This is a genomic window from uncultured Olsenella sp. (assembly GCF_959602185.1).
GTDB classification, from domain to species: Bacteria; Actinomycetota; Coriobacteriia; order Coriobacteriales; family Atopobiaceae; genus Olsenella_I; species Olsenella_I phocaeensis.
The window spans coordinates 73,872-92,854 of sequence record NZ_CAUGRZ010000003.1 but is presented as its reverse complement, the minus strand read 5'-3'; the positions used below and the strand labels follow the sequence as shown (position 1 = coordinate 92,854).

General features: G+C 67.6%; 17 protein-coding genes. 13 read left to right on the top strand and 4 right to left on the bottom strand.

Going from position 1 to position 18,983, the window contains the following annotated elements; genetic code table 11:
* Window positions 1-24: 24 nt before the first annotated feature.
* Window positions 25-2,856 carry a transglutaminase domain-containing protein gene (locus Q5923_RS03280; protein WP_303132130.1) on the bottom strand — a complete coding sequence of 944 codons (2,832 nt, stop codon included), beginning with the start codon at window positions 2,854-2,856 and terminating at the stop codon, window positions 25-27.
* A 115-nt stretch (window positions 2,857-2,971) separates the two neighbouring features.
* Window positions 2,972-4,294: an alpha-L-fucosidase gene (locus Q5923_RS03275; protein ID WP_303132128.1), complete on the bottom strand. Its 1,323-nt coding sequence runs from the start codon at window positions 4,292-4,294 to the stop codon at window positions 2,972-2,974.
* Window positions 4,295-4,598: 304 nt separating this feature from the next.
* On the opposite strand from Q5923_RS03275, the gene Q5923_RS03270 reads away from it, so the two are divergent.
* The 10 genes from Q5923_RS03270 to Q5923_RS03225 all read left to right on the top strand — a co-directional run bounded on the left by Q5923_RS03270 (window position 4,599) and on the right by Q5923_RS03225 (window position 13,898).
* Complete coding sequence (locus tag Q5923_RS03270; RefSeq protein ID WP_303132126.1) at window positions 4,599-6,296, top strand: ABC transporter substrate-binding protein; 1,698 nt, start codon at window positions 4,599-4,601, stop codon at window positions 6,294-6,296.
* A gap of 108 nt (window positions 6,297-6,404) precedes the next feature.
* The gene (locus tag Q5923_RS03265) at window positions 6,405-7,325 is read left to right on the top strand and encodes an ABC transporter permease (protein ID WP_009278426.1); all 921 of its coding nucleotides are present in this window, start codon (window positions 6,405-6,407) and stop codon (window positions 7,323-7,325) included.
* A gap of 13 nt (window positions 7,326-7,338) precedes the next feature.
* On the top strand, window positions 7,339-8,286 hold the full coding sequence (locus Q5923_RS03260; protein ID WP_303132123.1) for an ABC transporter permease: 948 nt from the start codon (window positions 7,339-7,341) through the stop codon (window positions 8,284-8,286).
* Window positions 8,287-8,295: 9 nt separating this feature from the next.
* The gene (locus Q5923_RS03255) at window positions 8,296-9,402 is read left to right on the top strand and encodes an ABC transporter ATP-binding protein (protein ID WP_303132121.1); all 1,107 of its coding nucleotides are present in this window, start codon (window positions 8,296-8,298) and stop codon (window positions 9,400-9,402) included.
* Entirely contained in the window at window positions 9,395-10,378 is a 984-nt protein-coding gene (locus Q5923_RS03250; RefSeq protein ID WP_303132119.1) for an ABC transporter ATP-binding protein, read from the top strand. The genes Q5923_RS03255 and Q5923_RS03250 overlap by 8 nt, the downstream gene beginning before the upstream one ends.
* Before the next feature lie 141 nt (window positions 10,379-10,519).
* Complete coding sequence (locus Q5923_RS03245; protein ID WP_072499723.1) at window positions 10,520-11,035, top strand: hypothetical protein; 516 nt, start codon at window positions 10,520-10,522, stop codon at window positions 11,033-11,035.
* The gene (locus Q5923_RS03240; protein WP_009278431.1) at window positions 11,032-11,226 is read left to right on the top strand and encodes a helix-turn-helix transcriptional regulator; all 195 of its coding nucleotides are present in this window, start codon (window positions 11,032-11,034) and stop codon (window positions 11,224-11,226) included. Before Q5923_RS03245 ends, Q5923_RS03240 begins: the two co-directional genes overlap by 4 nt.
* 243 nt (window positions 11,227-11,469) lie before the next feature.
* Complete coding sequence (locus Q5923_RS03235; protein WP_303132116.1) at window positions 11,470-11,997, top strand: GNAT family N-acetyltransferase; 528 nt, start codon at window positions 11,470-11,472, stop codon at window positions 11,995-11,997.
* Window positions 11,998-12,036: 39 nt separating this feature from the next.
* A complete protein-coding gene (locus Q5923_RS03230; RefSeq protein WP_303132114.1) occupies window positions 12,037-13,164 on the top strand; it encodes a low temperature requirement protein A in 1,128 nt (375 codons plus the stop codon).
* Window positions 13,165-13,187: 23 nt separating this feature from the next.
* Window positions 13,188-13,898, top strand: a complete 711-nt coding sequence (locus Q5923_RS03225; RefSeq protein ID WP_072499725.1) for an alpha/beta hydrolase-fold protein — start codon at window positions 13,188-13,190, stop codon at window positions 13,896-13,898.
* Between the two features lie 77 nt (window positions 13,899-13,975).
* Here the strand turns inward: Q5923_RS03225 and Q5923_RS03220 are convergent, their stop codons facing one another.
* Both Q5923_RS03220 and Q5923_RS03215 read right to left on the bottom strand, forming a co-directional pair.
* The gene (locus Q5923_RS03220) at window positions 13,976-14,458 is read right to left on the bottom strand and encodes a GFA family protein (protein ID WP_083558226.1); all 483 of its coding nucleotides are present in this window, start codon (window positions 14,456-14,458) and stop codon (window positions 13,976-13,978) included.
* 31 nt (window positions 14,459-14,489) lie between these two features.
* Window positions 14,490-15,167 (bottom strand): uracil-DNA glycosylase family protein, encoded by a 678-nt coding sequence (locus tag Q5923_RS03215; protein WP_303132111.1) that lies wholly within the window; start codon window positions 15,165-15,167, stop codon window positions 14,490-14,492.
* Window positions 15,168-15,356: 189 nt separating this feature from the next.
* On the opposite strand from Q5923_RS03215, the gene Q5923_RS03210 reads away from it, so the two are divergent.
* The 3 genes from Q5923_RS03210 to feoB all read left to right on the top strand — a co-directional run bounded on the left by Q5923_RS03210 (window position 15,357) and on the right by feoB (window position 18,959).
* Complete coding sequence (locus Q5923_RS03210) at window positions 15,357-16,268, top strand: EamA family transporter (RefSeq protein WP_072499726.1); 912 nt, start codon at window positions 15,357-15,359, stop codon at window positions 16,266-16,268.
* A gap of 475 nt (window positions 16,269-16,743) precedes the next feature.
* Window positions 16,744-16,971 (top strand): ferrous iron transport protein A, encoded by a 228-nt coding sequence (locus Q5923_RS03205; protein WP_303132109.1) that lies wholly within the window; start codon window positions 16,744-16,746, stop codon window positions 16,969-16,971.
* Window positions 16,968-18,959 (top strand): ferrous iron transport protein B, encoded by a 1,992-nt coding sequence (feoB, locus tag Q5923_RS03200; RefSeq protein WP_303132107.1) that lies wholly within the window; start codon window positions 16,968-16,970, stop codon window positions 18,957-18,959. The genes Q5923_RS03205 and feoB overlap by 4 nt, the downstream gene beginning before the upstream one ends.
* The last annotated feature ends 24 nt before the right edge of the window (window positions 18,960-18,983 follow it).

The window sequence follows — 18,983 nt, the reverse complement described above, 5'->3', positions numbered from 1 at the left end:
CGTGGCATCATCCGTCCCCAGTCCCTAGGCTAGCTGCGCCAAGCGCAGGGCAAGGGCCACACTGCCCACGTTGTAGCCCCCCACCGCATAGAGCCCGCGGAAGACGACGTCGCCGTCCGTTGCGCCTGCCGCCTCGCCCTCACCGGCCTTGTCGCACGGCTGCACCAGGAGCATGAGAGGCAGCTTCTCCGGGTTGGCGTACATGCGGCGCGCGAGGCGTTCGGGCAGCTCGTCGAAGTCGTCGAAGAGCACCAGCGCGGACCCCAGCGCGTCGAGGGCGCGCATGAGCGTGGGGTCGTCGTAGGCCTTCGGGCTCCGGCACACGAGGAGCAGGCCCAGCCCCGCCTCCCGCACCTGGTCCGCCTGCTCGCGCAGCTCGTTGAGCAGGTGCTCGGTGGGCTCCTCCGACTCCTCCAGGAAGGCGATGATGCCCCCGTTCGTGCCGCTGCGCCGCAGCGCGTTGCTTGCGCGGGCGGCAGATCCGTCCGCGGCATGCAGCTCGAGCTCGGGCAGGGGAATGTCCTGCAGCATGTCGGAGGCCTTGGGCACGCGTGTACGCAGCGGCAGCTCGAGCTCCCCCTCGCCTTCCACAAGACGAAAGATCGCCTCGGAGGCCTGCTGGCTCCCGTTGGGGAGCCGGGTGGTGCTCACCAGGCGCCAGGTCCCCAGCGGCAGCTCGAGCGCCAGGCCGTCCTCGTCCGCGTTCGCACCCCAAAGCTCGAGCGAGGGGAAGCCCACGGACCCCTGTCCCCCTCGCTCGGTGTAGGCCTGGAGCCTCCCCAGGGTCCAGTCGACGAAACAGGACTTGGTTCCCCTGGCGGCACGTAGGCGCACCCTGCGGGACTTGGGGCGAGGGGGCTCCTGCACAGGCACGAAGCGACCGCCCTCGAAGAGCTCGGGCGCGAGCGACTCGGGGTTGACGCGCGCCGGGTGGCCCAGACAGCGGCAGAGGGCAACGAAGAGGGCGGCGCGCGTGACGGGGGAGGCGTGGCGGCCGCGCAGGGCGCCGACGGGGCCTCCCGCGAGCTTAGCGAGGTCCTGCCTCTCGTCGAAGCGCACGTTGCGCTCGAGCCAGTCCCAGGCGGCGCGCGGGTCGTCCCACATGGCCTCGAGCTCGCCTGAGTCAAGCTCGCTTTGGAGCCAGCCGCGCAGGGGGCCGCGCCAGGCCGTCAGGTGTTCGAGGCTCACGCGCGGGCAGAGCACGTAGCGCTCGTAGACGCGCTGTGCCTCGTCAGGTTCGATGCCCTGCTCCGCCAGCAGTCCCAGCGTGCGCCCGTGGACGGCGCGGGCGCCCTGGAGCTGCTCCTCGAGCACGTCTGCCCTGAGGTCACGGAAGTCCTTGTCGGACAAGGTGGAGAGGAGCTCGAAACGGTCCGCCTCGAGCGGGCCCTTGGCCGCAGCCGCCACGTCGCCCGCCGAGGTGCTAGAGAGGAAGCGGGCGACCTCGCCGGCGTTGCCGAAGGCGAGGCGCATGAAACGCTCGATGCGCGCGTGGTCCTCCTGGTTGGCACGGGCCATGAGCCTGCTGGCGAGTCGTGCACCCTCGGCGAGGAAGCCCGCGACGCGCTCGCGACGCAACCCATCCGCCTCCGCCTTGCGCCCACGTCCGCGCTCGAGCTGCTCCGGCGTGGGGCGGCAGGAGGGGGCGGGGTGGTCCTCCGGCGCCCGCACGTCCACGTCATGCCAGGTCAAGACCTCCGCGCTGCCTACGGGCGAGGTCCACTGCCAGCTGCCGGCCTCGCGTCCGGGCGTAGGATCCGCCCCGGCCTGGCCCGCCCCAACGGGCTCGTCGCCGGCGCCCCTCTCGCCCAGGATGAAGTCGAGCTCGTGGAGCTCCGCCGTGTCGATGGTACGCCACGCCATGCGCCCGCCGCTCGTCACGCGCACGCGCAGGCCCCCCAGCCCCACGCTCACGCCAGCCTCGCCCGAGGCGTCGGTGACCAGGCAGGTCGCCGGGGCCCACTGGGCGGAGTTCAGGATCTCGAGGCAGACGGTCGCCCCCTCGACCGGATTGCCGCCCTCGTCCGCGACGTGCACCGCGAGTCGCACCGTCCTCGTGTAGGAGGGGGTCACGCCGATCAGGTGGGTGCAGCCGTTGCGCCCGGCGTCCTCGCCGCCCAGCTGGTCGAGGGCATAGTCGGAATAGACCGTCGTGCCCATCATGAGGGCGCGTCCCGCCGCGTTGGTGAACCACCCGCGGTCGAGCACCTCCTCGGGCTCGCAGGCGCCCAGGTAGTGCCAACCGCCGTCGGCGTAGGCCTCGACCCATGCATGGTTGTCGTCACAGTGCGCCCACCAGGGGGTGTAGATCTGGCGCGCGGGGATGCCCACGCTGCGCAGGGCGCTCACCAGGAAGGTCGACTCCTCCCCGCAGCGGCCGTCCCCGCTTGCCAGCATGGCGAGCGGCCCCAGGGTACGGCCGTCCGACGCCTGGTAGGTGGCCATCTGGGCACACCAGTAGTTGATCTCGAGCACGGCCTCACGCTCGTTGAGCCCCGTGACGCGCTCGTGCAGCTCACTCCAGAGCGGGGGGCGGCAGTCGGTGAGGGGCTCGTTGCTGACGCGGGGACAGAGCACGAAGTGCACGAAGAGGGGCTCGGGCAGCTCGCGGGTCCAGCCCAGGCCGCGCCGCAGCATGAGGGAGTGACGCACGTAGGAGACGAGGACTCCCGGCTCGACGTCGAGGACGTCGGAGAGGGGCAGCGTGCCGAAGAGGTAGCGCAGGAGGCAGGCCTCGTCCTCGTCGGCGCTGGCGTCCACGGTCGCGGTGGCACGGGCGCGGGTGACGTCGTCGAGCAGGGCGAGACGCCCCTCGAAGCGGTCGCGCGCGTAGTCCTGGAGTTCCTTGCCGAGCATGAGGCTCCTCTCGCCTGGGTGTGTCGGTGGCTTGTGGTTCGGCTTGTGGTTGCGAGGCCTTGGGTGGACGCGGCCCACGCGCCTTCGTCCCTTGCGTGGGCGGACATCCCGCGCCCTACTCGTCCAAAACGAGCTCCAGCACGGTGTCCAGCGGGTCGGGAAGCTCCGTCGCCGCACCGAGGTCCGCAAACGCGACGTCGGCGTAGTCGCTGTGGGTCCAGCTGGACGAGAGGGGCACCTCGCTGCCGTCCGCGAGTATCCTCACACTGCGGATGCTCGCCTTGGGCACGCCCAAAAGCGGCACGGGGCCCACGTGGGGCTCGTGCAGGTGCAGGTAGTAGTGGTTGCCCCTGCGCGTCATGCGTCCCTGGTCGAAGCGAGCAAGGTCGACGCCACCTCCTTCGGCGCTGCCGCAGCCATAGACGCTCGCGCCGTTCTCTCCCATCCAGCGGCCCAGCTCGCGCAGACGCTCCATCGACGCGCGGGGGATGCGTCCGCGCGCGTCGGGACCCACGTTGAGTATGAGGTTGCCGCCCTTCGACACACACTCCACGAGCGAGCGCACCAGCGTGCGCGGTGACTTCCAGTTGTCGTCGCGGGCGGTGTAGCCCCAGCTGTCGTTCATGGTCAGGCAGGACTCCCAGGCCAGGGGGCGACCCTCGGCGTCCGTGAGCCGCCAGGGCGGGATGATGCGCTCCGGCGTCACGAAGTCGCCGTGGTAGGGGGTGGGCGCGCATTCGGCAAGGGAGCCCATGCCCTCGCCGCTCACCTCGAGGCGGTTGTTCACGATCACGTCGGGCTGGAGCTCGCGCACCATGCGCATGAGCTCGGTGGCGCCCCAGCGCTCGCCGCGCATGTCGTCGTACGAGAAGTCGAACCACAGCAGGTCGAGCCTGCCGTAGTTGCTGCAGAGCTCCCTCACCTGGGCGTGCATGAAGCGCAGGTAGCGCCCCCAGTCGCGACCCTCGTTGCCGCATTCGGGATGGTTGCGCAGCGGTGCCTGGCGGTCGTCGTACTGCGGGAAGTCCGGGTGGTGCCAGTCTATGAGCGAGAAGTACAGCCCCACCCTCAGGCCCTCGGCGCGCACGGCCTCGACGAACTCGGCCACGACGTCGCGGCCGAGCGGTGCGTGCACGGAGCTGTAGTCGGTCTGTGCCGTGTCGAAGAGGCAGAAGCCGTCGTGGTGTTTTGCGGTCATGACCACGTAGCGCATGCCCGCCTCGCGCGCGGCGCGGGCCCAGGCGCGCGCGTCGAGCTCGCGAGGGTCAAACTCGTCGAAGTAGGGCCGGTAGGAGGCGTCGTCCATCTCCTCCGTGCTGCGCACCCACTCGCCGCGCGCGGGGATGGCGTAGAGGCCCCAGTGTATGAACATGCCGAATCGGTCGTGGAGCCACCATGCCATGCGCCTGTCGTAGCGCTCCCTGTCGAACTCGTACAACCGTGCTCCCCTCGTCGCGCGCATCATCACGCTTGGCAAAAACCTCTCCCCTCCGGCGGGTTGCCGTTGGGCGAACTGTTGCCAAGCGAAGCAGGTTCCGAGTATGAATCTATATGAGTCATGAGGGGGCAGTGCCGCATGGGTCCGTCGCCCAGAAGGCGAAAGTTCCCGGAGAGCGCGCAGAGGTTCGTCCCCCCTCGGTCATCTTGCACGGCCCCGCCTCGCGACCGCGGACGGGGACAGGTCAGGAGGGGCCCGTCCCGTCGGGGTGGGCCGGGCGCGTCGTCCACAAGGAGGAAGTCGCATGCTTCAGAATCACGAGGTTTCCGCTTCGGAGAAGGGAATGAGCCGTCGTTCGTTCCTGGGCTATGGCGCCATCGGCGCCGGCCTGCTGGGCGCTTCCCTTGCCGGCTGCGGCAAGAAGGGGAGCGATGCCACCACGCCCGTCGAGTCCGGCTCCGATACTGCCGCCGCGGAGGTCGACGCTGACGGCTTCGTTGTCAAGGCCACCAAGACCGACGGCAAGTCCGCGGACAACGACCTCGTGATCGCCATCGAGGGCACCATCCAGAACCTGCACCCCATGAACTGGTCGGACGGCAACTCCGGCAACGTCTGCTACTACATGTACGAGACCATGGTCGCCCACGACGAGGACTACAACTTCGTCCCCATGCTGGCCGAGAGCTGGGACGTCTCGGATGACGCCCTCACCTACACCTTCCGCCTGCGCAGCGGCGTCACCTTCAGTGACGGCACCCCCTTCGACTCCTCGGTCGTCGTCACCAACTACAACGAGGCGGTCAAGAAGGAGAACGGCTGGCGTCGTCGCCGTACCTTCGTGCAGACCCTGGACGACGGGAGCGAGAACTACCGCGTGGCCAAGGTCGAGGCGCCCGACGCCAACACCGTGGTCTTCACCCTGTCCGCGCCTTACTCGCCGTTCATGAACAGCATCTCGCAGTTCTACCTCATCAACCCCAGCGCCGCCGTGGACCCCAACTACAACTACCTGGCACAGTCTGCCGGCACCGGTGCCTTCACGCTCAAGGAGTGGGTCAACGGCGACCACACCACCATGGTGCCCAACCCCAGCTATTGGGGAGAGAAGCCCACGGTCGACTCCGTGACCTTCCGCGAGGTGCCCGAGGCGGGCGCGCGCATCGCCATGCTCCAGACCGGCGAGGCCGACTTCGTGTATCCCACCCCGTCCGACCAGATTGCCACCATCAAGGGCGCGGGCGACATCAACCTCAAGGCGCAGAAGTCAACCACCATGCGCTACGTCACGCTCAACACCAACGTGAAGGAGCTCTCTGACGTGCGCGTGCGCCAGGCCATGAACTACGCCTTCGACCAGAAGGCGTACGCCGAGGTCCTCTATTCCGGCTTCGCGAACCCCGCGACCTCCGTCCTGCCCGAGAAGCTCCACTCCTACGAGGCGCAGACGCCCTACGACGTGGACCTCGACAAGGCCAAGTCCCTCCTCAAGGAGGCCGGCTACCCCGACGGCTTCAAGCTCACCCTCTGGGGCGACAACTCCACGCAGGAGACCAAGGGCATGACCTTCGTCATGCAGCAGATGGCCCAGATTGGCATCACCGTGGACGTCCAGCCCATGGAGCCCGCCACCGTGGCCGACAAGACGGCCCTCCCCGCCGACGAGACCGAGCTCCAGATGTGGTACGTCAACTGGTCCCAGAACGACGCCGACGGCTTCCTGCGCTCGCTGCTCTCCAGCGGCATGGTGCCCCCCACGGGCTACAACACCGCCTTCTGGAAGGACGACGAGTTCGACGCCAACCTGGAGAAGGGCAACGCCGCACCGACCCAGGACGAGCAGGACAAGTACTATCGCGAGTGCCAGAAGATTGCCTGGGAGAACTGCCCCTGGCTCTTCCTTGCCACGGACGACTCGCTCTTCTCGTACAAGGAGTACCTCAAGGGCGTCCGCATGATCCCCATGGGCATCGACGCCACCCACGCGACGCTCGAGCGTTAGCGCGGGCGCGGGGCCGGGCGCGTCCCGGCTCACACGTCAGGAAACGGATTGGGCTTGCCGGCCCCCGAAGGCCGGCAAGCCCTTTTGGAGCAAATGAGGAGGCGGAAGATGGGGCGCTACTTCCTGAAGCGCATGCTTTCGATGATCCCCCTGTTCTTCGTCATCTCGATCGTCGTGTTCCTGTTCATCCACCTGATCCCGGGTGACGCGGCACGCATGATCGCCGGCAAGAACGCGACGGGCGGGGACATAGAGCTCATCCGCCAGCAGCTCGGCCTGGACAAGCCCCTGCTCCGGCAGTACCTGGACTACATGGGTGGCCTCTTCACCGGAAACCTGGGGATGTCGTACAAGAACAGCCAGACCGTCTGGTCGCTGCTCGTCCCGCGCTTCCCCATAACCATCTACCTCACCATCTGCTCGATCACCTGGTCGGCGCTCATCGGCATCTTCCTGGGCGTCGTGTCCGCCATCAACCGCGGCAAGGCCCTGGACCTCGTGGGCATGGTCGTGGCCATCTCGGGCCTCTCCATCCCCAGCTTCTGGCTGGGCCTCGAGCTCATGCAGCTCTTCTCCGTCGCCCTGGGATGGCTTCCTACCGGCGGCGTGGACGATTGGCGCGGCTACATCATGCCGTCGCTTGCCATGGGTGCCGGCATCATGGCAATCCTGGCGCGCGTCACCCGCTCCTCGATGATCGAGAACCTGGGCAAGGACTACATCCGTACCGCCCGCGCCAAGGGCCTGCCCGAGTCCAAGGTCATCATGCGCCATGCCTTCAAGAACTCCTCCATCGACGTGGTCACGGTGGCCGCCCTGCAGATCGGCGCCCTCATCGCGGGCTCCGTGGTCATCGAGACCGTCTTCTCGATCCCGGGGATGGGGCGTCTCCTGGTCGACTCGATCAACTACCGCGATTACCAGGTGGTGCAGGCGCTCATCATGTTCTTCTCGCTCGAGTACATGGTCATCAACCTCTTGGCGGACGTGCTGTACGGGGTCATCAACCCCCGCGTCCGCTTCGACTAGGAGGACGTGCGACATGGCAGAAAAGACCAAGCTGAAGGGGGCCCCGGGCGAAGGGGACGCGACCGCCGCGACCGCAGGGGCGGGCGCTTCGGAGTTCGCCCGCGGTGAGGAGCTCCCCCGCGCGCAGAGTCCGGCCAGGCAGTTCCTCAAGAAGTTCCTGCGTCGCAAGACCGCCGTGGCGGGGTTCGTCTTCATCGTGCTCATGTTGGTCATAGCCGTCATCGGCCCCTCCGTGGTGCCCTACGACCCCAACCAGTACGACTACTCGGCCCTGCTCTCGGGCCCCACGGCCGCCCACGTCTGGGGCACGGACGAGTTCGGGCGCGACGTGTTCAGCCGCCTCGTCGCAGGCACGCAGCTCTCGCTTGGGACCGCCCTCACGGCATCGGTGATCGGCACCGCCGCCGGCGTGGTCTTCGGCCTCATCGCGGGCTTCTGCGGCGGGCTCGTGGACGCCTTCATCATGCGCGTCTGCGACGTGATGTTCGCCTTCCCCGGCATCCTGCTGGCCATCGCCGTCGTCGCGATAATCGGCCCCGGCCTCACCAACGTGATGATCGGCGTGGCCGTGTTCACCGTCCCGTCGTTCGCGCGCATCATCCGTGGCGCCGTGCTCGAGGTGAGGAGCGAGCTCTACGTCGAGGCGGCGCGTTCGGTGGGCTGCTCGTCCAGGCGCATCATGTTCATCCACATCCTGCCCGGCACCATGCAGGCGCTCATCGTCAACTTCACCATGAACGTGGGCGGCGCGATCCTCTCGGCCTCGAGCCTGTCGTTCCTGGGCTTCGGCGCCAGCGTAACCCAGCCCGAGTGGGGCGCCATGCTCTCGCAGAGCCGCAACTACCTGGCCACGGCGCCTCACCTGGTGCTGTTCCCGGGCCTTCTGATCTTCCTCACCGTGCTCGCGTTCAACCTCTTCGGCGATGGCCTGCGCGACACCCTCGATCCCAAGCTCAACTAGGAGGCGCAGATGCAAGACGCCCTGCTTGAGGTCAGGGACCTCAAGGTCGAGTTCAAGCGCGACCGAAAGTCATGGATCACCGCCGTGAGCGGCGTGTCGTTCTCCATCCACGCCGGAGAGATCGTGGGCCTGGTGGGGGAGTCCGGCTGCGGCAAGTCGGTCACCTCGCTGGCCATGATGCGCCTCCTGAGCAAGGACACCAGCCGCACCTCGGGTTCGGTGGTCATGGACGGCCGCAGCATCCTCGAGCTGAGCGACCGGGAGATGCGAGACGCACGCGGCAACGACTTCTCGATGATCTTTCAGGAGCCCATGAGCTCGCTCAACCCCATCATGCGCGTGGGAGACCAGCTCGCCGAGGCCCTGCGGCTGCACAACGACCTGAGCCGCGAGGAGATCCACGCGCGCTCGGTCGAGGCGTTGCGCCTGGTGGGCATCCCCGAGCCCGAGGTGACGCTGCGCAACTACCCGCACGAGCTCTCGGGCGGCATGTGCCAGCGCGTCATGATAGCCATGGCCATGTCCTGCGAGCCCAAGCTGCTCATCGCCGACGAGCCCACCACGGCGCTCGACGTGACCATCCAGGCCCAGATCCTGGCGCTGATGGAGCGCATCCGCGCCGAGCGCAACACCGGCATCCTCTTGATCACCCACGACCTGGGTGTCGTGGCCGAGACCTGCAGCCGCGTCATCGTGATGTACGCCGGCGGCATCGTGGAGGAGGCACCGGTCGAGGAGCTCTTCGAGCGCCCGCGCCACCCCTACACCAAGGGGCTCATCGCCTCCGTGCCCCGGCTTGGCCGACGCGTGCACCGCCTGCCGTCCATTCCCGGCAGCGTTCCCGACCTCGCGGCCATGCCCGCGGGCTGTCGCTTCGCCCCGCGCTGCCCCATGGCGCGCCCGGCCTGCGAGGCCAAGGTGCCCGCGCTCGTGCAGGTGGGGGAGGGCCATCGCTGCGCCTGCCCATACGCCGCGGCCGGTGCCAGCGTGGAGTACGCGGCCGGGATCGGCGGTCTGGCTGACGGCGCCGGCGCGGCCGATGCCACCGCCGCTGCGTCGGGGGCCACCGGTGATGTGTCGGCACAAGACGCGAAGGGGGTTCCCACGCATGAGTAAGCCGCTGCTTTCCGTGCAGGACGTCTCGAAGCGCTTCCCGGTGGGCAAGAGCCTCCTCGGCCGCCCAACCGGCTACGTCCATGCCGTGAACGACGTCTCGTTCGACGTCATGCCGGGCGAGACCTTCTCGCTCGTGGGCGAATCCGGTTGCGGCAAGTCCACCACGAGCCGCCTGATAGACCACCTGATCACGCCCGACGAGGGGCGGATATTCTTCGACGGCGACGAGGTGACGGCGCTGAGCGAGCGCCAGATGCGCCCCCTGCGCGCCAAGATGCAGATGGTCTTCCAGGACCCCTACGGCTCGCTCAACCCCCGCATGAAGGTGCAGGACATCATCGGCGAGCCACTCTTGGTGCACACCAGGATGTCCGCAGGCGAGCGGCTCAAGAGGGTGCACGAGCTCCTTGGCACGGTGGGCCTCTCGCCCGCCCATGGCGAGCGCTACCCGCATGAGTTCAGCGGCGGCCAGCGCCAGCGCATCGGCATCGCCCGCGCCCTCTCGGTGCAGCCCAAGCTGATCATCGCTGACGAGCCCGTCTCGGCGCTCGACGTGTCCATCCAGGCCCAGGTGCTCAACCTCCTGCGCGACCTGCAGGAGCGCTACGAGCTCACCTACCTCTTCATCTCGCATGACCTGTCGGTGGTCGAGATGATCTCTGACCGCATCGCCGTCATGTACCTGGGGACCATCATGGAGATGGCGCCCAACGAGGAGCTGTACGCGAGGCCGTGCCACCCCTACACGCAGGCGCTGCTCTCGGCCGTGCCGGTGCCCGACCCCAAGTCCAAGCGCCGCCACGTGCTCATCGAGGGAGACCTGCCCAGCCCCATGAACCCGCCAACGGGCTGCCCCTTCCACACCCGCTGCCCGCACTGCACGGAGCGCTGCGTCAAGGAGTTCCCCAAGATGCGCGAGGTCTCGCCGGGCCACAGGCTGCGCTGCCATTACGACGGGCTCCAGCTTCCGGCGTAGGGTACGGGGCCATGCCGAGCTGCCGTGGAGGGCACTTGGCCCTTCTCGGGGATGTCGTGTTTATTTGACAAATGTGCTTGCTGTCGTACAATCGAGTCAAATATATACGACATTTCCTCCAGCTGAGGTAGGGAGGCTCGCATGCTCGTCCTGGGAATGATCCTTCTTGTGGTTTCGATGGTCGCGGTCATGCTGTGCGTCGTCAACGAGCGGGGCGAGAGGGGCTATGACGAGCGCCAGACCGCGGTGATGGGGAAGGCATACAAGGTCGGCTTCATCCTCAACTCCGTGCTCCTCCTCCTTGCGGCGTTTGCGGTGGAGCTCTGGGGGGATGCCCGTCTTGACCCCGGCTTCCTCATGGTGCTGGTGCTGTGCGTGGACTGCTGCGCGTTTGCCACCTATGCCATCTGGCACGACGCCTACTTTGGGATGCGTAGGAACTACCTGCCGGGGGTCGTGCTCCTGCTCGTCCTGGGGACAGTCGCCCTGGCGATCGAGCTGCCGGACTTCATGGCAAAGCTTGCCGGCGGGGGCAAGCCCGACGTCGGCGATGGCTCGCTCTTGATCAACGCGAGCTGGGCGTTTGAGTCGCTGGTCGCGTTGGCTCGCGTCTGGTGCCTGCGGAAAGAGGGGCATCGGGAGGGCGTGGAGGGATGAGCAACCTTTCCATGAGGCAGGCGCGCGCCGAGGCGGGGCTGTCGCAGCAGGAGCTCGCGGATGCCGTGGGGGTCTCGCGCCAGACCATCAACGCGGTGGAGCGGGGGGACTACAACCCCACCATCAGGCTCTGCGTCGCCATCTGCAAGAGGTTGGGGCGGAGCCTGGACGAGCTGTTCTGGCCAGAGTGACGGGACCTGGGTGGCGAGACCCCGAGCGACGGCCTCGCTCCCGGTTGCATGGCGGCGTTCGCATGCTCCTCACGGCAAATTAGTGTACATGGACTCGTAGAAGAGCTTCAAAAACCACCCATATCGAGCTTATCCTGGCAAAATGCTGAGTTTGTGTACACTAATCCGGTGCGTCGGACGTACCGGGCGCATCTGGTGCGTCAGACGTGCCCGGGCGCACGCAATCGTCTGGGGTAGAGGCGCATGGACATTACGATTCGCAGTGCGACGCCAGATGACGCGGAGGCGCTGCTTGCCATCTACGCGCCGTACGTGAGCGAGACGGCGATCACCTTCGAGCTCGATCCGCCCAGCCTGGCCGAGTTTCGCCAGCGCATCGTGCACATAGGCGCGCGCTACCCCTATCTGGTGGCCGAGGCGGACGGCGAGCCCGTGGGGTATGCCTACGTGGGCGAGTTCCATGCGCGCGAGGCCTACGCCTGCAGCGCCGAGACGGCCATCTACCTGAGGCGCGACCAGCGCGGCAAAGGTGTGGGCCGCAGGCTCTACCAGGACCTCGAGGCCACCTGCGCCGCGCGCGGCATCACCAACCTCTACGCCTGCATCGCCTACGTGGAACCCGAGGACGAATACCTCACCCAGGCGAGCGTGCGCTTCCACGAGCGCATGGGGTACCGTCTTGTGGGGCGCTTCAACAAGTGCGCACGCAAGTTCGACCGTTGGTATGACATGGTCTACATGGAGAAGTTCGTCGCCGACCACAAGGCATAGCCGTCAGGCGTGGTTCGCGGCAGGGAGGGCGGGGCAGTGGTGTCAGGCGAGAAGGTCGTGGCAAAGCGGGTCGAGCTCAGCGAGCTCTTCTTCGACCTCGTGTTCGTGTACGCCATCTCGTGCTCCACGGCGCTCCTGCGTCAGGTCGAGTCCGGGCTGCCCCGGCTGGCTGCGGTCCTATCGTTTGCCACGGTGATCGTGGTCCTGGTCAACTCCTGGATGGTCGAGACCGTCTTCACCAACCGCTTTGGCAGCAACTCTCGCCGCGACGTGGGGTTCATGCTGGCGAGCATGGTGCTGGTGCTTCTGCTCTCGGCCAACCTGAGCGCCGACCTCGTGACCTCGATCCGCGCGTTCTCACTTTTGGTCGGCGCGTGGACGCTGCTTCTCCTCGTGCAGTACGCGCTGCGCTACCGTGAGTCCGCGAACGATGGGGAGCGTCCCTACATCCGTCTCTTCTTCCTGGTCCTTGGCCTGCGCGTCGCCTGCCTCGCGGTGGCCGCCCTGCTCGAGTATCCGCTCGGCCTCCTGGTGCTGCTCGTCGGCGTGGTGCTGGGCTGGGTGCTGCCGGGGTTGCTCTCGTCCAGGATGCGTGTCGTGCCCATCAACTTCCCGCACCTGACCGAGCGGCTCTCGCTCCTGGTGATCATCAGCTTCGGAGAGACGATCGTGGACGTCGCCGGCGGATACTTCGGGGCGGCGTCCTTCTCGCTCGCGTCCGTCCTCGTCTTTGTCCTGGTGGCGACGCTCTTCGTGACCTACGTGGTCGAGTTCGACGGGCTGGCGCGGCGCGACCGTGCCGGGATCACGGGCAACGGCATGATCTACCTGCACTATCCCGTGCTCTTTGGCATCAGCTCCGTGACCGTGGCACTGAGCTACCTTGCGGAGGGGCTGGTGAGTCGGCCGTTCGCCGTCTGCCTGCTGTATGCGGGGCTGGCCCTGTTCCAGCTGGGGGTGCTCTTGGGCTGTGGCTACAACAGCGTGACGCAGCGCCCCTCCGCCGGATTGGTCGCGGGCGTGTCGCTGGCGATGCCGTTGGGGTTGGCGGCAAGCCTCGTGTCGGGCGGGAGCACGCTCGTGGTGGTTGGGTTGGCGTGCGCCAGCAGCGTGGTGCTGCCGTTGGGGCTGAGGTCACTCGCGGTACGGACGGCGGGTGGGGAGTAGGACGGGGAGGACGGTGCGTGGCAATGGCCATCGACGCGAGGGCATGCGAGACCTTCGTTGGCTCGCTGGGCGCGGATGCGCCCGTGGTGTACCTGGTGGACGCCCCGGAGTTCCCGCATGGGGTGGCGGAGCTTGCTGCCGGGCGACGCGTCACGCTGGTGGGCGTGCCCATCGCCAACTGGGATGACGCGCTCACGCCCTGGCCTGCGCCGGGGCTGCGCGAGGGCGATGCCGGCTTTGGTGGCGGAGGGCCCGCGACCGTGGGCGAGCTGCTGGGAGAGGTCGTGCCCGGGGTCGAGGCGCGTGCGAGCCTCTCGCCTACCAAGCGTGCGATTTGCGGATACTCCCTGGGCGGGCTCTTCGCGTTGTACGCGATGCTTGTCGGCGTTGGTGCCGGTGGCGATGCCGGTGGCGGCGTGTCGGCCCGCGCCTCACTTGGCGCCTGCGCCTGCGTCTCGGGCTCCCTCTGGTACGAGGGCTGGGTCGACTGGCTGCGCGGGCAGGCGGCCGAGGGGCGGGGGAGAATGGCCTACCTCTCGCTGGGGAGCAAGGAGCGCAGGTGGGGGCCGCCCGCCGTCCGACGCGTGCAGGAGTGCATGGAAGAGAGCGCCGAGCTGCTGCGCGGGTGGGGCTTCGAGGTCGACCTCCGCATGGGACCCGGCAACCACCTGCAGCACCAGGCGGAGCGTCTGGGCCTCGCGCTGGACGTGCTGGAGGAGTTCCTGCTGCGCTAGCCTGTCCGCGCCGGCCTGACATGACCTCGGGGTGTCACCGCCCCTGGTTCTGTGGCCGCCGCCGTCCCCGCTCGGGGTCACTGCCGCTCGCAGGCCCCCTCAAGCCAGGGGGCGTCTGCGGCTGACTCCTCGAAGATGTGCCGGGTCGGCAGTTTTCCGGCATACTCGTCGAAGCGGTCGATGCTTCCCATCTTTATGGTCACCGTCTTGGGGTCCGCCGCCTTTGTGTGGAAGAGCGGGCTCCCGCAGCGCGTGCAGAAGTAGCGCGTCTTGCCGGGCGACGAATCATAGGATCCCAGCAGTGCCTTCCCGTGCGTGACGCGGAAGCCGTCACGTGCGACGCCCAGGTTGGCGGAGAAGGCCCCGCCTCCGTTCTTGCGGCAGTACGAGCAGTGGCAGTAGGTCGCTTGTAGCCCGTGGGCAGCGGTGTCACCATCCGTCCGAGTAGGGCCGCAGCCCCCTCCTGGCCTGCTCCTCGTGCCTCCGCCTCGTAGCGCACGCCTCCGCAGAGGCAGCTCCCCTCGATCACTTTCGCTCCTCTCGCCTTCGTCCTGTTCCATCCCTGTCCGTCGTCCCTCCGGGGCTGGAGCGCTAGTCCCGCAGCGCCTCCGCCACGCGCTCGCGCAGAGCGGGGATGACCTCCGCCTCGAACCATGGGTTCCTGCTCATCCACAGCTGATTGCGCGGCGAGGGATGCACCAGCGGAAAGCGTCCGGACACGCAGCCGTCGAAGTCGCGCACCACGTCTCCCAGGCGCACGGACGAGCCGAGGCCAAGGTACTTCCGCGTCGCGTAACTGCCGACTAGGAGCATGAGCTGCGCCCTTGGCATGAGTCCAAGCAGGCGCGGGTGCCACTTCTGGGCGAAGCCGGCTCGCGGAGGCAGATCCCCCGAGCGCCCCGTGCCGGGAAAGTAGAAGTCCATGTTCATGATGGCGACCTTGCCCGACTCGTAGAAGGTCTCGTCGTCGACGCCCATCCACTCGCGCAGTCGCTGGCCGCTGCGGTCGTTCCAGGTGATGCCGCTGTCCTGCGCGCGAACGCCCGGTGCCTGCCCCACGATTACGATGCGTGCCTCGGGTCCCACTACGAAGAGCGGGTCGATTCCACGTTTCGTGTAGCTTGCGTTCTGCGGGTCGTCGCGAATCTGCTGGCGTATGAGCTCGACCTGGCGGACGATGGATGCGGCGCCACTCTTGCCAGAGGGTACGTCTCCCGCGAGCTCGGACCTTGCGCGTTCTGCGCCTGCCCGACCGTCGCTTGTGCGCACCGTGCCTGTATGGCCACTACTTGCGCACTCGCCGCCCGTGGGCCGATCGCTTGTCAGGCTGCCGTCCATCGCCTTGCCCCCGCGTCATCGACATGCGTTTCCGTCTTCGTTTCTACCCGTTGCGACCATGTCGAAGCACTAGGGTGGGTGTGAGCCGCAAGTCACGGCGCGAGGGGGAGGGGGCTTCTCATGGGTTGGATCGCCATGGCGGCGCTTTCGGCGTTCTTTGCGGGCGTGGTGTCGATTCTGGCAAAGCTCGGCATCCAGAAGACGGATTCCGACGTCGTCACTGCCGTCCGTACCACGGTCGTGCTGGCCTTCGCCTGGCTTGTGGTCGCCGTCGTGGGCTCGGCGTCGACGATGGGCTCGCTCTCCGTCCGCTCATGGGCGTTCCTGGGGCTTTCGGGTCTGGCCACCGGGGCGTCGTGGCTCTGCTACTTCCGCGCGCTCGCGCTGGGGGACGTCAACCGCGTGGTGCCCATCGACAAGGGCAGCGCCGTGCTCGCGACGTTGCTGGCCATCGTGCTCTTGGGGGAGACGGACCACCTTGCGGCGAAGCTGGCCTGCACTGCCGTCATCCTGGTGGGCACGCTGCTCATGATCGAGCGTCGCATGGAAGGCGTGGGAGACTCGGATGGCAGTCGCGCGGACGCCGCCGCGTCAGAGAAATCCCGTGCGCTGGGCTGGCTGCCCTATGCCATCCTGGCGGCGGTCTTTGCGGCCCTCACCTCGATTCTGGGCCGCATAGGGATCGAGGGCGTGGAGTCGAACCTCGGCACCGCGCTTCGCACCTGCGTGGTGCTGCCGATGTCCTGGGGCATCGTGCTCTTCCGCGGCAAGCTGGTCGAACTGCGCGCGATCGACCGGCACGAACTGGGCTTCTTGCTGCTTTCGGGCGTCGCGACCGGGGCATCGTGGCTCTGCTACTACCGTGCGATCCAGACCGGTGTGGTGAGCGTGGTGGTCCAGATAGACAAGCTGTCCATCCTGGTTTCGATCGCGTTTGCCTGGCTAGTGCTGCGTGAGCCGCTCACGCGTCGCTCGGCACTGGGGCTGGCGCTCATGGTGGCCGGGACCGTGGCCATGACGCTACTGGCGTAGCTGAGGCTGCGGTTGCCGCGCCGTTGGTCAGCGAGACCGTGACTACCGGATGGCGGCCGTTATGCCCATGCCAGCCCGACGTGCGTCTGCCGGCCCGCAGCTGCCCGCCGTCGCGACGCCCATGCCAGCCCGACGTGCGTCTGCCGGCCCGCAGCTGCCCGCCGTCGCGACGCCCAATCTTGCAAACGCGTGGATTCCAATCTTGCAGACGCGTGGATCCCAATCTTGCAGACGTGGACACTTTTCTTGTCTTGCGGGGGCAATTCTGTCCATAGTCACAAGATTGGGCCGGCGGAGAGGCGCGGGGCCAGACACCTCGGCATAGAGAAGCACCGACCCAGGCGGGCCGACGACGGCGGCGGCAGCGGCGTGCGCCCGCCGCGTCCGCACGGAGCTTCCCTCTCGCAAAAAGTAAGCTACTGTGAACTAAATTGTTAGCAAAGGCAAACAATTGTGATCACGGAGGAGGCAGATGATGAACCTATCAACGGCTGCCGCGGGCTCGCAGGTTCGCGTCACGAGGCTGGGCGGCGACATGCGGCAGCTGAGCAGGCTCGCGTCGGTGGGCGTCATACCGGGGAGCGTCCTGCAGGTTCGCAGGAACGACCGGCGCAGGCCCCTCCTGGTCTTCTCCCGCGACACCCTCCTTGCCCTGGGACGCAGCGGCTGCGAGGACATCCAGGTCGAGGAGGTGTCCGCATGAGCGCCCGCAGGCTGCGCCTGGCGCTGCTCGGGCAGCCCAACTCGGGCAAGTCGACCCTCTTCAATCGCCTGACGGGATCGCACCAGCACGTGGGCAACTGGCCGGGCAAGACGGTAGAGAAGAAGCTTGGTAGCTTCGAGCGCAAGGGCCGCAGCTATGAGGTCTGCGACCTTCCTGGCAGCTATAGCCTTTCGGCCCAGTCGGACGAGGAGCGCGTGACCCAGGACTACATAGAGTCCGCCGCGGCGGACGTCATCGTGGTCATGGCCGACGCGTCGCAGCTCTCGCGCAGCCTCTACATGCTGGCGGACGTCGTAGGCACGACCCTGCCCTGCGTGCTTGCGCTCAACATGATGGACGTGGCCCGCGCCCAGGGGAAGCAGGTCGACGCGTCGCTGCTCCAGGGCAGGCTCGGCATTCCCGTCGTCCCCCTTGTGGCCAACGGCGGGGAAGGCCATGACGACCTCATTAACGCCATCGACCGCGCGGACAGGGACCGCCTGGTTCTTGACCCCGACGCCATGGAGGACCTCTACAGGCGGCATTCTCCCGAGTGGGTACGCGCGTTCCAGGACGTGACGGCGAGCGGGGGAGAGGACCGTGCGTCTGGCTCGCGTGAGTCCCTGGGCTTCGGCCCCGTGTGGCTCGCCGCCCGCGCCGCCTCTGCGAGCGAGTCTGGTGCCGTGTCGTGCGCCACGGCGCGCTTCGCCTGGGTCGACGCGATGCTGGAGGGCGTGCAGTCCTCGGACGGCGCTTCCGTCAGACGACTCCCGCGCCTCGATGCGGCGCTCCTCTCGCGTCGTTGGGGAAAGCTCGCCTCTACGGGCATCATCCTCCTGGGCCTCGTGGGTGCCATGCTGGTCTCCTCGCCCATCATGCTGGCGGGAATGGCTGTCGTCAGCTCGTTGGAGCTCCCGGCCTACGTCGGGCTCACCTCCGCCGGCGCCAGCGAGTTCATAGCCGCCTACGTGTCCCAGGGGCTCATCACCGCCGTCGGCTACTCCATCGCCATGGCGGGTTTCTGCTTCGGGGCGACCTTCGCCTTCGGCCTCCTGGAGGAGGCGGGCGTCGTTGCCCGGGTGAGCTACGCCTTCGACGACTGGATGGGAGCCCTCGGGCTGCAGGGCAAGGTCATCATGCCCTTCATGATGAGCCTGGGCTGCACCATGGCGGGGGTCACGGGCACCCGCGTGGTCGACTCCTGGGGCCAACGCCTCTTGGCGACCATGCTCACCTGGGCCGTTCCCTGCGGCGCGACCTTCTCCATCATCCCCACCATCGCCATGGTCTTCTTCGGGCCGGGGGGCATGGCCCTCGTCATGGTGGGCATCTTCGTCGTCATGATGCTGGTGATGCTGGTCATATCGAAGGCCTACGGACATCGCCTCAACCCCGAGGGCGAGCGCTCCGGCCTGGTCATGGAGCTGCCTCCGTATCACCGCCCCAAGATCGGCGCCCTGCTGGTCTCGTCGCTCAGGCACGGCGTCGGGGTGTTCAGGCGCGCGCTCACGATCGTGTTCCTCTCGTCCACCCTGTTCTGGGTCCTGTCGTGGTCGCCTACGGGAGACGTGTCGGGCTCGGCGCTCTATGCCATGGGCCACGCTATAGAGCCCGTGACCCGCGTGTTCGGGATGGGATGGAAGACCTTCGTCTCGTTCCTGGCATCGATGTTCGCCAAGGAGGCTTCGCTGGGCGTCCTCTCGGCGCTGTGTCAGGCCGATTCTGCGGGCAGCCTGTATGCCGCCGCGTCGGCGGCCAAGGCGTCGGGCGCTGTCAGCGCGTCGGGCCTCGCGGCGGGAATCCAGCCGGCGGAGGCGCTCGCCTACATGTTCGCGGTTACCTTCAACGTCCCGTGCGCCATGGCGCTCTCCACCACGTACTCCGAGACCCACTCCGCGAAGTGGACCGCGATCATCGGGGCGACCTACTTCGCGCTGGCGCTCGCCATCGCGTTCGTGGTGTATCACGTGGCGGTGCTGTTCGTGTGACGTTGCCACGCCGGGGCCCCACGA

Coding starts and splice junctions, on each gene's coding strand:
- Q5923_RS03270 (WP_303132126.1), top strand. CDS start 4,599: ATGCTTCAGAATCACGAGGTTTCCGCTTCGGAGAAGGGAATGAGCCGT.
- feoB (WP_303132107.1), top strand. CDS start 16,968: ATGAGCGCCCGCAGGCTGCGCCTGGCGCTGCTCGGGCAGCCCAACTCG.
- Q5923_RS03225 (WP_072499725.1), top strand. CDS start 13,188: ATGGCCATCGACGCGAGGGCATGCGAGACCTTCGTTGGCTCGCTGGGC.
- Q5923_RS03210 (WP_072499726.1), top strand. CDS start 15,357: ATGGGTTGGATCGCCATGGCGGCGCTTTCGGCGTTCTTTGCGGGCGTG.
- Q5923_RS03245 (WP_072499723.1), top strand. CDS start 10,520: ATGCTCGTCCTGGGAATGATCCTTCTTGTGGTTTCGATGGTCGCGGTC.
- Q5923_RS03265 (WP_009278426.1), top strand. CDS start 6,405: ATGGGGCGCTACTTCCTGAAGCGCATGCTTTCGATGATCCCCCTGTTC.
- Q5923_RS03205 (WP_303132109.1), top strand. CDS start 16,744: ATGAACCTATCAACGGCTGCCGCGGGCTCGCAGGTTCGCGTCACGAGG.
- Q5923_RS03255 (WP_303132121.1), top strand. CDS start 8,296: ATGCAAGACGCCCTGCTTGAGGTCAGGGACCTCAAGGTCGAGTTCAAG.
- Q5923_RS03235 (WP_303132116.1), top strand. CDS start 11,470: ATGGACATTACGATTCGCAGTGCGACGCCAGATGACGCGGAGGCGCTG.
- Q5923_RS03250 (WP_303132119.1), top strand. CDS start 9,395: ATGAGTAAGCCGCTGCTTTCCGTGCAGGACGTCTCGAAGCGCTTCCCG.
- Q5923_RS03280 (WP_303132130.1), bottom strand. CDS start 2,856: ATGCTCGGCAAGGAACTCCAGGACTACGCGCGCGACCGCTTCGAGGGG.
- Q5923_RS03220 (WP_083558226.1), bottom strand. CDS start 14,458: ATGGAACAGGACGAAGGCGAGAGGAGCGAAAGTGATCGAGGGGAGCTG.
- Q5923_RS03240 (WP_009278431.1), top strand. CDS start 11,032: ATGAGCAACCTTTCCATGAGGCAGGCGCGCGCCGAGGCGGGGCTGTCG.
- Q5923_RS03260 (WP_303132123.1), top strand. CDS start 7,339: ATGGCAGAAAAGACCAAGCTGAAGGGGGCCCCGGGCGAAGGGGACGCG.